We start from the raw sequence: 11,362 nt of genomic DNA on the forward strand, positions 1-11,362 counted from the left end.
CAGAGTCCTTGCGTCCTCTGGAGGTGACCCATGACGACCCTTCGCAAAGGCCATGCGCTGACCACCCTGGTCCTGGCCCTGCTGGGCTGGCAGGAAAGTGCCGAATCCGCCGTGCAATGCCAGCGTAACCTGACCGCCAATGTGGTGGCCCTCGACCAGCCGCTGATGTTCAACCGCCTCGGCGCGCAGAACGCCAACGGCATGATGTTCGCCCTGCGCCACGACGTGGTGGACGAGCACCTGGTGCCCCTGAGCCGCGGCGGCGCCGCGGTGCCGGGCAAGGTCACCCTGCGCCCGGACAAGCGCCCACGGCCGATCGTGCTGCGGGTGGCCGCCGGTGACTGCCTGACGGTCAACCTCACCAACCTGCTGGCCTACCAGGCCAACCCCAACAAGCACGGGATCGATCACGAGGAACCCGAGGGTGAGGAGGAGGGCGAGGAAGAGGTCGAGCTGCCGGAAAACGAGGGCAACGAGCACTTCATCGCCGACGAGCAGGTTACCGACCGCCATGTTGGCTTCCAGGTCAACGGCATGCAGGCGGTCACCAGCATCGGCGACATCGCCGCCAACACCGGGCGCAACGGCAACTTCCTGGTGGCCCCGGGCGGCACCCGCAGCTACACCCTGTACGCCGAGCGCGAGGGTGCCTTCGCCGTCACCAGCCAGGGCGCCACCTTCGGCGGCCAGGGCAACGCCGGCAACGTCGCCAACGGCCTGTTCGGCCAGGTAGCGGTGGTGCCCAAGGCCGGGCGCACCTACCGCAACACCCTCACCGAAGAAGAAATGCGCCTGGCCACCACTGGCCGCACCGCCACCGGCCAGCCGGTGATCGACTACGAGGCGCGCTACCCGCAAGTCGAGCCCTGGATCGCCGAGGGCAAGGCCGGCAAGCCGATCATCGCCATGGTCGACGGCAACGAGATCCTCAGCAGCGAGACCGACGCCATCGTCATGGGCCCCAACCCCGACGGCAGTTTCCCGAAAAATACCTACCCGCTGGAGAACGTCGGCAAGCGCAACCCGGCGTTGCCCAACCGGCTGGAGGCGTTCCGCGACTTCGCCGCGCAGTTCGCCGACGAGGTGGCCGGCACCCAGGCCTTCCCCGCCTATTGGGCGGACCCGGTGATGGGCCATGTGCTGGAACCGACCCGCGACTCGTTCATGATCAACTATGGCTCCGGTGGCATGGGCGCCGAGGTGGTGGCCAACCGCCTGGGCGTTGGGCCGATGCACGACTGCCTGTCGTGCGCCTACGAGGAGTTCTTCCTCAGCGCCCACACCGTGGGTGATATCGGCACCTTGGTCGACGTGCCGGCCAACGTCGGCCTGGAGCATATCCGCCCGGGCGAGACGCCGCCGGCCAGCGCCACCGGGGTCAAGGCCAGCATGGCCCTGTACCCCTCGGAGCCGGCCAACGTGCACCACAGCTACATCGGCGACTTCACCAAGTTCCGCAACACCCACAACGGCCACGAGCAGCACATCTTCCACCTGCACGGGCACCAGTGGCTGTTCAACCCCAACGACGACAACTCCGATTACATCGACGCCCAGGGCATCGGCCCGGGGGTGGGCTACACCTACGAGATCGCCAACGGCGGTTCGGGCAACCGCAACCGCGTGGCCGGCGATGCCATCTACCACTGCCACTTCTACCCGCACTTCGCCCAGGGCATGTGGGCCATGTGGCGGGTGCACGATGTGTTCGAGCCCGGCACCCGGCTGGAAGTCAGTGGCGAAGGCGAGAACGGCTTCCACAGCACCCCGTTCGGCCTGCGCAGTGGCAAACCGGCCAACGGCGCCCGCGCGCTGCCGGACGGCGAGATCGTCGCCGGCACACCGATCCCGGCCATCGTGCCGCTGCCGGGCAAGGCCATGGCGCCGATGCCGGGCAAGGTCACCGTGGTGCCCAAACTGGGCGAGACGCTGGTGGCCCAGCATGACGATGATGATGAGGAGGAGGGCGACGACCACCCCTCGGATGAGCCCGCCACGCCGCGCGCTGTGGGCTCCCTGGCCCTGGTCGATCGCAGCGAGAGCAACCGCAATGCCGACGGCAGCCTGAAGAACCCCGGCTATCCATTCTGGATCGGCGGCATGGAAAGCAGCGTCGGCCAGCGCCCGCCGACCCCACCGCTGGACATGCTCGACCCAGCCCTGGCCCGGCAGCTCAAGGACAGCGGCAAGGCGCTGTGGGCCAACCTCGACCCCAACCAGGTCGATGGCTGGGACGGTGGCCTTGGCCGCCATGCGCTGGACGGCGTGTCCGCCGGTGGCGAGGCGACCACCACCACCACCCGGCTGGACTTCTCCAAGGTGCTGCACAAGGCCAAGCCGATCTACCTGCCCGAGGAGGGCACCGAGGTGGAACAGGCGGCCATGCAGTTCCACGCCAAGGCCGAGCACCCCAGCTACGCGCTGATCCCCGGCAGCCAGCCGGTGGCCAAGGCGTTCCGCACCAACGGCGCCTTGCCCACCGCCGGTGCGCCGTACTACGAGCCGTGCATGGATGACCGTGGCAAGCGCCTGACCCAGAGCTCCGGGGTGGGTGAGTTCTTCAGCGGCGAGAATCTGACCGGCATGAGCTTCCGTGGCGCATCCACCTTCACCGCCGACCGCCCGCGCATCTACAAGGCCGCCAACATCCAGTTCGACGCGGTGTACAACAAGGTCGGCTACCACTTCCCGCAGGCGCGCATCCTCGCCCTGTGGGAGGACGCCTGGCCGGTGATCACCAAGCAGCGCCCACCGGAGCCACTGGTGATGCGCATGAACACCTTCGACTGCACCCAGTACATGCAGACCAACCTGATCCCGTCGTTCTACGAGATGGACGACTACCAGGTGCGCACCCCCACCGACGTGATCGGCCAGCATATCCACCTGCCCAAGTGGGACCTGACCGCCGCCGACGGTTCGGCCAACGGCTGGAACTATGAGGACGGCATCCTCTCGCCCGGTAGCGTGGTCGAACGTGTGCAGGCCATCCGCAGCTTCAACCAGTGCAGCGAAGGCGATGCCCGCGACGGCACGGCGGCCTGCCCGAGCGCCAAGCAGCACCCGTACTTCGGGCGCTTCGGCCGGGCTGACTGGTTAGGTGCGCGCACGGCCATGCAGCGCTGGTTCGCCGACCCCTTGGTGAACGTGCACAACGTCGACCGTGGCCTGGGCACCATCTTCACCCACGACCACCTCGGCCCATCGACTCACCAGCAGCTGGGCCTGTACGCCACCGTGCTGGCCGAGCCCGCCGGCTCCACCTGGTTCCACGCCGAGACCGGCGAGAAGCTGTACAACCCGGCCACCCGCCAGGATGGTGGGCCGACTTCGTGGCAGGCGGTGATCCAGACCGGCGACCATGACGGCGACGGCAAGAACGACACCTACCGCGAGTTCTTCCTCGAGTACAGCGACTTCCAGCACGCCTATGAAGCCGGTGTGTATGTGGGTGCCGGCCCCAACGGCGTGCCCGACGGCCAGGCCTACCCGGCCACCGCCGACAGCTTCCGCTACGCCATCAACCCACCAGTGCGGCAGAAGGCCTCCAACCTGCTGGAGTCGGTGGTCGAGTCCCGCGGTGGGCTGAACCCCGGTTGCCCGACCCGGCCGTGCCCGCAGGCGATCTCGGTGGATGACCCGGGCATGTTCGTCGTCAACTACCGCAACGAGCCGCTGGCCCTGCGGGTGTTCGACCCGAACAAGGTCGGCCCGGACGGCAAGCGCGGCATGCAGGCCGACGGCCTGGGCGGCGACCTGGCCTACGCCATGCAGTCGCGTACCGACCGCGCCATCCCGGCGATGAACCTGGCGCCTTCGGCGATCACCCAGGCGGTCGGCCCCACTGGCGGCACCACGCAGTTCCCGCCGCACATCAACAAGGCCGGCAGCGAGCCGGGCGACCCGTTCACCCCGATGCTGCGCACCTACAGCGGCGACAACGTGCGCCTGCGCCTGCACGCTGGGGGGCATGAAGAGGAGCACAACGTCACCCTGCACGGCGTGAAGTGGCTGCAGAACGGCTCGGGCTTCGGCAACAGCTCCAACTCCGGCTGGAAGTCGTCGCAGATGATCGGCATCTCCGAGCAGATGGGCTTCATGGCGCCGGTGTCGATGATCTCAAGCTCCGCCGCCACCAACGGCGACTACCTGTACTCCATGGACGCGGCACTGGAGGGCTACTGGAACGGCATCTGGGGCATCATGCGCAACTACACCGCCCAGCGCGCCGACCTGTTCGCCTTGCCCAACAACCCGCAGCCGGTGGCCATGCGCAACACCGTCAACTTCGACGGCATCTGCCCGAAAACCACGGCCAACGCCAATGGCGTCGGCACCCGGCCGACGGTCAAGCGCAGCTACGAGATCGTCGCGGTGCTGGCCAACGACATCCTCGAGAACCGCCACGGCGTGAGCATCAATGACCCGGCCGGCATCGGCCAGCACGTAGGTGGCGCGCTCAAGGCCAACGGCGGCACCCTGGTGTTCAACAGCCGCAAGGTTGAAATCCCCATGGCCACGGTGACCGACGAAGAGGATGGCGCGACCTTCACCGTCGGCGGCCACAGCTCGCCGCTGCACGACCCGACCGCGGTGCTGTACGTGCGCAAGGCCGACCTCGACACCAGCACCGGCAAGCTCAAGGCCGGGGTGCCGGTGGAACCGCTGGTGCTGCGGGCCAACGCCGGTGACTGCATCAGCATCACCCTGGAGAACCGCCTGCCGCTGATGATGCCCGACCTGCCGAGCACCGCAGTGATGCAGAACGTGGTCAAGCGCGACCGCAACGACAGCGAGGGTTCCACCGCCTTCAACAACAACCTGATGCGCCCCTCCAGCCATGTGGGCCTGCATGCCCAACTGCTGGCCTACGACATCACCAAGTCCGATGGCGTCAACGTCGGCATCAACCCGGTGCAGACCGTACCGCCCCGGGCGGGTAACAGTGGTGCCTACCCGACCCGGGTGTACCAGTACTACGCCGGGCACCTGGAGCGTGAAGGCAAGCCGACCCTGCAACTGGGCCGCACGGTGGACAACATCAACGCCACGGCCATCGAGTTCGGCGGCCTCAACCTGACCCCGGCGGATGTCATCAAGCAGCCGCAGAAAGGGCTGGTGGGTGCCATGAGCATCGTGCCGCAGACCGCCACCTGGACCGAGGACACGGCCAGCCGCGCCCAGGCCACGGTCAAGGTCAGCGGCCAGCCCGACTACCGCGACTTCGTCACGGTGTGGCAGCGCTCGATGAACATGCGCTGGGCCGATGGCCGCCCGGTGGAGGGTATCGCCACCGAGGGCAATGGCGTACCGGGCGATCCAAAGGACAACGGCAACATGGCCCTGAACTACAAGACCGAGCCGCTGTGGCTGCGCTTCGGCCTGGCGCCGGACGCGCCGTTCGGTCGCGCCGATGGCTTCGGCTTCGCCGATGTGCCCAACGCCCACATGGCCTACAGCAACGCCCTGGTCGGCGGCGACCCGCAGACCCCTGTGCTGTACGCCAAGCCCGGGCAACCGGCACGCAGCCATGTGCTGATGCCCAGCGGGGGGAGCCGCGGTATCACCTACCAGCTCGACGGGCATATCTGGCCGTTGCACAACTACCAGGCCGAGAAGAACGATGTGGATGGCTACCCCATGGGCCTGCCGGGGATCGGTTCGGTGCGCTTCGGCTACAACCCCATGGCCATGTACATCGGCGCCCAGGAGAGCGTGCTGCCGGCGGCGCACTTCAGCTTCATGCTGCCCAGCGCCGGGGGCGCCAACGCGGTGCCGGGGGACTACCTGTTCCGCGACTATGCGGCGTACGGGAACATGTCGGGGTTGTGGGGGATCTTGCGGGTGAGCAACGAGCCGCCGCCGGCGGTGGCGCCGGCGCAGTAGGGGGTAATCGAGGGGAAGGCCGCTGTGGGGGACTGCAGCGGCCTTCTTGTCTGCAGCTATGCATGGCTCGCGACATGAAGCCAGGCGGGCACCGCCCTCTTCACAGGCATAAATTGTCCGAAACCGGTAAAGGAACGATATCGCTAAAAATCTAAAAAACTCGCGTCACCCTGCGGGTGTGGGCCGCTCGCGAAAGAGTCATAGAACGGCGGGCGTTGCTGCCGCCCAGTGCGGGTGCCCAATGAGTTGCCATCGGCGGTGGCAGTAACACCGTGAAGTGGCTGCGGCACATGCAGTGGCCACTTCATTTCGCAATGACCTGATTGTTCATCCTATTGCACGCCAAGACGTGCACAAGGAAGATTTATGAGGCGTGCCAGGTAATGTCAACTATCAATAATCACAGTAGTGGGCTCGACATCTCGTTGGTAATGTCTTGGGCGACCCTGTATCTGAGAGGGTATTGGGCTCTGCGGATGTTATTCAGCGTCTATCGAGGCATTGATCATGGCAGCCTTTGCAAAGACATTGCCGCTCCCTGCGGCCAAACCGGCCCGTTATCTCCAACGTGCCGCTTTCGATACCTACGTGGCGGATGACTCGCGCCTTTCACGCAACGATGACGTCACGTTGATCGTCAAGCATGACGTTCACAAACTCGCTCATCGTGTGGCCTATCTGGGGTTTGATACTGCGCGTTATGTACCAGGGCAAATGATCGGCGAACTTCGCCTGCGGCTGCATGCTGACATGTTGAATGGTCAAGGCGCTGTAGACGTTTACAAGGTCAATGACCACGCATTCTGGGGGACCAGTTTTACCTATGCCAGCAGGCCCGTTGAGAGTGCGCGGGTTGCGTCATTCTCCATCAACGACCAGGCGGTGGACGGTTGGCTGACCTTGACTATTACGGACGAAGAGCTGATCAGGCAGATGCTCGCTGATGGAAAGCTTTCGTTGATGCTCAAGGGGAAAGAGAACGGCGTCTTTCATGCCATTTCTTCGTCAAGAAGTGGGCAATTCTCTCCCCTGTTGGAAGTGACGGTTGCCAGCGATGAGATAGCCTCATCGGATGATGTGCGTTATGTGTGCTTCGTTGGTGTGAAAGAGGAAAACGGTGCGTCCGTCTTCCAGGTAAGCGAATTCGACGTGATTGATACTCAGGGGCGAATCCTCGAGAAAAGCGATTGGCACGTGATCGGAGCCACCTCGAGCGAGAACTGGCAACATCTTTTTGATGGCGATAGACGCACGGTTTGGACGGTCAGGCAGCCAACCCCTGTCCATTTTATTGTCGACTTGAACAAGCCGTGCGATATGGCTGCCGTCGTGTTTGCGCCGCAGGCAGCAGGCTACACCGGCCGTCCTGCCGACGTATTGATATACGGCAAATCGACAGAGGCTGAGCCATGGCGGCTGATGGGTTCGCGTACGATTCGTCATGGCGATGGCAATGCCCCGCATATTGTCTTCACGGGTGCGCTGGCGCAAACCAAACAAGCAGAAAAGACCTATTCGTTACCGTTGAAGACCGCCCCGAGAACCGAGAAAGCCAGGCTCAGAACCTCAATGGCGCGTAGCCCACTCAATGTCACAGGCTTGTACTTCAAGCAGCCCGGAATTGTTTGCATTTGGATCGAAGCAGCCGAGCCAAAAGCGTCCGACTTTCTGGGGGCGCGCGAGGGCCATTGGGCCGGGTCTGTCAGCCACAGTTTACATTATGGCTTGAACAGCTTTCACTTCAGCAGCGAAGAGCAGCCGCTGTACCTGCAACTCTCTACGGCGGACGTCGATGACAATGACCGTTGTGCCCTCGTCAGGATCATGGCGAGCAACGTAGATTATTACCCCGTCTTCACCTCCGGTGTCACCTCTCAGGCAGACTGGTTGAACATGGTAGCGGCGTATGACAATACGCGCTTTCTTGAAGTCAATGCCAAGCGCCTGATACTGACCTTGCACAGGGAGCATGCTGTTAAATTTCTCAGCGACATAAACATGCAGGCACTTGCGGACACTTACGACACCAACCTGATGCCGGTTGAAACGTCTGCGGGTATCACTCAGGGGGCGCTGAGGTGGCTGCACTCGCATGATGTAAACCCCTATCATTTTGTGCCTGCCGCTGACGGATATATGTCAGCAACGGAAAACAGAATGAAGTACCAGTTTGGATTGACTCGCAGGATGCTCACCGAGGCTCATACGTTCTGGGGGATTTGGCATGAAGTGGGCCATACATTGCAGACCACTGGGCTGAGGTGGGCAGGGCAGGGTGAAGTGAGTGTCAATATCTATGCGTTCGGGCAGAGAGCCTGGACCCGTACGGCTACCGAATTGGCCCAAGCTTATGATGGGCCTTTTACCACTGCCTTTAATGATCTTGCACGCGTGGACAGCTATTCGCAGTTGCAGCAGTCAAACCGCGAAATACTGTTTCATCATCTGTTCTTTGTTTTAGGTGAGCGTCATATGTTCGACCTGCATCAGCGCTATCGCGCGAATATGGCGGGTGAGATCGCAGATCCCGAGTTTCTGCTTGGCACAACTGCAGAGGAACAGATGAATGTCATGGCCATGATGTCATCGAAGGTGAGCGGTCGCGATCTGAGCGGTTTCTTTCAGTTCTGGAAGTTCCCACTGACTGAACAAACACTTGCCATTATTAGCGGTTATGCTTTTCCGGCGGTTGAAAAATTTGACCAGCTGCCGTCAGCGCTGATCGTTGGCCGCCCCCCGGAAGATTTCAACATGGTATTTAATCAGGCGCACGCAGCATCCTGACCTGTATCAGCTGCTGTTCTGCGTTCAACCGACGTAGAGGAACATGTTGGGGTTGTGGGGGACTGCAGCGGCCCTTTGGGTTTCTGCTGGGGTTGCCGGGTGCATAGCGGGATGTTGGGTGAGGTTCACCGGCTTGCACCTTGTGGCCCTCACACGATCGCAAGCCAGGTCCATGCGCCTAACTGCACCACCCCTCAGCCCCCGGCATCGGGGAAATCACCCGGGGAATCCTCCCCAATATTCTCGGATTGATCACGCAACCAATTGAATAAAAAGCATTTTATTCATGGCATAGCCCTTGCTACCTCCTCCACAGAACCCAGGCCCTTCCGGAGGTGCAGCATGGTCGTCCCGCTCCAATCCGCAGCCCCGTGCTCGCGCATAGCCACCCTGTCCCCCGGGGAGACCTGCCCATGAACCGCAAGTTGCGCCCCCCGTACGTGGGGCTGTTGCTGGGCCTGACCCTGATCGGCCTGGGTGTGGCCTACGAAAAGCTCTGGTGCGACCCGCGCGAACTGCTGCAAGAAAGCCAGGACGCCCAGGCCCGGCACACGCTCAGCCGCGACGGGGTGACCGTGGAGTTCGAAGCCCGGCCCCTGGCGGGCGGTGAACTGCGCGAAGGTGATTTCGCCAGCATCCGCTTCAAGGTCAGCGACCAGAACAGCGGCCAGCCCCTGTCGGGCATGGCCCCGGGCGCCTGGCTGGACCCGGCGCAGTCGGCGCCGATAGGTGACCGTGACAGCAGCTGCAAGGCGCGGGTGGCGTTGTTCCTCAAGAGCAGCATCGGCGCGCGGCCGCTGCTGGACCTGAACAGCTACTTCCTGCTGGTGCTGAACAAGGACGCCAGCCTCACGGTGATCGACCCGACGGTGTCGGTGGGGGGCGTGACCAGCACCCTGGCGCGCATCGACCTGCCGGGCCGGCCGATGGACTGGGTCGCCACGGGTGACGACAAGCAGGTGTTCGTGTCCATGCCCGAACGCAACCAGGTGGCGTTGATCGACACCGAGACCTTCCGCCGCGTGGCTACCCTCGACGCCGGCGAGCAGCCGCTGCGCGTGGCCCTGCAACCCGATCAGCGCCTGCTGTGGGTGGGCAACAACAGCAGCGACCCGGCCAAGGGCGGGGTGACGGTGATCGACGTGCCCAGCCGCGCACCGCTCAAGACCTTCATCACCGGCACCGGCCACCACGAAATCGCCTTCAGCGCCGATTCGCGCTACGCCTTCGTCAGCAACCGCGACGCCGGCACCCTGAGCGTGATCGACATCGCCGCGATGAACCTGGTCAAGACCCTCCAGGTCGGCCCACACCCGTTGTCCGTCGCCTATTCGGCCCTGTCCCAGGCGGTCTATGTGGTCGATGGCCAGGAGGGCTCGGTGCGGGTGATCGACGCACGCAGCCACCATGTGCGGCACACGGTCCAGGCCGAACAGGGCCTGGGGCCGATGCGTTTCAGCAGCGACGGGCGCTTTGGCGTGGTGCTCAACACCCTGGAGAACCAGGCGCTGGTGATCGACGCCAGCAGCGACCAGCTGATCCACCGCATCCCGGTGGCCGCCGAGCCCTACCAGCTGACCTTCACCAAGAACTACGCCTACGTGCGCGGCCTGGCTTCGCCGAAAGTCAGCATGATCAACCTGAGCAGCCTCGGCCAAGGCCGTACGCCGATCGTCCAGGGCTTCGAGGCCGGTCCTGCGGCGCCACGCCAGGCCGGCGACCTGCCACTGGCCCAGGGTGTGAGCGTGGCGCGCGACGACAACTCGGTGTTCGTGGTCAACCCGGTGGACAACACCACCTACTTCTACGCCGAGGGCATGAACGCGCCGATGTCGGGCTACAACAACCGCGGCCACCAGGCCCGTGCGGCCATCGTCATCGACCGCAGCCTGCGCGAGGTGGCGCCGGGGGTGTACGGCTCGACGGTCAAGCTGCCCGCCGCCGGCACCTTCGATGTGGCTTTCCTGCTCAACCAGCCGCAGATCATCCACTGTTTCAGCACCGACGTGGCGGCGCTGCCCGATGCCGGCCAGCGCAAGGGCGTGCACGCCGAGTTCATCGGCACCGACCGGCCGCTGTTGCAGAACAGCCCGTTCGTGGCCCAGGTGCGCATCCTCGGCGAGGACGGCAAGCCCCGTGGTGGGCTCGACGACCTGAGCCTGCGCTACTTCCTGGCGCCCTCGTCGCTGCCGCGCAGCCTGCCGCTGACCGAAGTGGGCGAGGGGGTGTACCAAGCCTCGCTGCAACTGGCCGAGGCCGGCGCCTGGTACCTGCATGTGCAGTCGCCCAGCCTCGGGCGCAGCTTCGCCGAACAGAACTACACCAGCCTGCGCGTGCTGCCGGCCGCTGCGGCGCCAACCGCTTCCCAAGGGGAACCCAGGAGTGTGCGATGAACGCCGACCGTCCCTGCAAGCTGCTTGCCCTGAGCCTGCTGCTGGCCAGCAACCTGGCCCTGGCCCACGCCGGCCATGACCATGGCGGCCCGCCTGCGCCACCGCCCGAGGCGCGCCAGGAAAAGGCCAGCGTGCAGTTCGCCGACGTGCAACTGCTCGACCAGGCCGGCATGCCGGTGCGCCTGGAGAAGGACCTGGTGGGCGACCACCTGGTGGTCATGGGCTTCATCTACACCAGCTGCACCACGGTGTGCCCGGTGGTGTCGTCGATCATGAGCAAGGTCCAGCAGCAGTTGGGG

General features: G+C 64.3%; 4 protein-coding genes. All 4 read left to right on the forward strand.

Going from position 1 to position 11,362, the window contains the following annotated elements; genetic code table 11:
- Positions 1-30 precede the first annotated feature (30 nt).
- Complete coding sequence (mnxG, locus tag IX761_RS18220; RefSeq protein ID WP_194790956.1) at positions 31-5,886, forward strand: manganese-oxidizing multicopper oxidase MnxG; 5,856 nt, start codon at positions 31-33, stop codon at positions 5,884-5,886.
- A gap of 507 nt (positions 5,887-6,393) precedes the next feature.
- The gene (locus IX761_RS18225; RefSeq protein ID WP_194790957.1) at positions 6,394-8,670 is read left to right on the forward strand and encodes a M60 family metallopeptidase; all 2,277 of its coding nucleotides are present in this window, start codon (positions 6,394-6,396) and stop codon (positions 8,668-8,670) included.
- A 413-nt stretch (positions 8,671-9,083) separates the two neighbouring features.
- On the forward strand, positions 9,084-11,063 hold the full coding sequence (locus tag IX761_RS18230) for a cytochrome D1 domain-containing protein (protein WP_194790958.1): 1,980 nt from the start codon (positions 9,084-9,086) through the stop codon (positions 11,061-11,063).
- Positions 11,060-11,362: SCO family protein (locus IX761_RS18235; RefSeq protein ID WP_194790959.1), on the forward strand; the 303-nt coding region annotated here is incomplete at its 3' end. The genes IX761_RS18230 and IX761_RS18235, both read left to right, overlap by 4 nt.

This window comes from Pseudomonas sp. UFMG81, from assembly GCF_015354575.1.
In the GTDB taxonomy this organism is placed as follows: Bacteria; Pseudomonadota; Gammaproteobacteria; order Pseudomonadales; family Pseudomonadaceae; genus Aquipseudomonas.